Source organism: Halorubrum tibetense (genome assembly GCF_042661865.1).
In the GTDB taxonomy this organism is placed as follows: domain Archaea; phylum Halobacteriota; class Halobacteria; order Halobacteriales; family Haloferacaceae; genus Halorubrum; species Halorubrum tibetense.
Map to the genome: position 1 here is coordinate 1 of NZ_JBHSWW010000761.1, position 503 is coordinate 503.

Here is a 503-nt window from a genome sequence, read left to right on the forward strand (position 1 = left end):
GGCCGAAGTCGAAGCTTTTTTGGGCGCAATCGATGACGATGACGACGTACACGAGGTGTACGTGGGGCTCGCTGACTAGCCGGTGGACAGCGAAAACATGGAGGGTTTTCCAGAGCACACACGCTTTACGTTTCCGTGGCGAGATTACCAACAGCGGGTGTTAGATCAATTAGCCTCGCACCTCGCCGATCAACATCTACACATTGTTGCGCCGCCGGGTTCTGGTAAAACGGTGCTCGGCTTGGAAGTGATGCGCAGGCTCGACAAGCCCACCTTGATCTGCGCGCCTTCTCTGGCGTTACGAGACCAGTGGATTGACCGATTCTGCGAGTTATTTTTAGCCACACCTAGCTGTCCGGATTGGATCTCTACCTCGCTGTTCGAGCCAAAATTTTTAACAGTTGTCACCTATCAAGCCTTACATGCGGCGCTCGATGGTAAGCATGCGCAACGAGAAACGGTACTAACCACTTTGCGCGACTGCGCTATCTCAACACTGGTTT

General features: G+C 53.3%; 1 protein-coding gene. It reads left to right on the forward strand.

The window, feature by feature from the left end; translation table 11 throughout:
• Positions 1-82: 82 nt before the first annotated feature.
• Positions 83-503 (forward strand): DEAD/DEAH box helicase (locus ACFQEU_RS18160; protein ID WP_379784440.1); only part of this gene is annotated, 421 nt, incomplete at its 3' end.